At 64.8% G+C, this 244-nt stretch carries 1 pseudogene; it reads right to left on the reverse strand.

Annotated elements, in window-relative coordinates:
• A pseudogene (locus AC0MA3_RS26715) lies at positions 1-244 on the reverse strand (RNA degradosome polyphosphate kinase); the annotation flags it as partial.

The following is a 244-nucleotide window of genomic DNA, read 5'->3' on the forward strand; positions in this document are numbered from 1 at the left end:
GGAACGGGTGAGCGTGATCGACTGCCAACGGGGTCAGTACCGGGAATACCTGCTCGTGGAAATGCGCCGAGAGTCGGCCGTGATCGTCGGCGCTGAGGTCGGCCCATCTAACGATTGAAATGCCTTCTCCCGCCAGGGCAGGGCGGACCGAGTCGAGAAACACGTGCGCGTGCTTGTCGGCGAGTTCCTGGGTGCGACGCGCGATGAGCGCCAATTGTTCGCGTGGGGAGAGGCCGTCGGCGGA

It is taken from the genome of Paenibacillus sp. LS-5, from assembly GCF_056121505.1.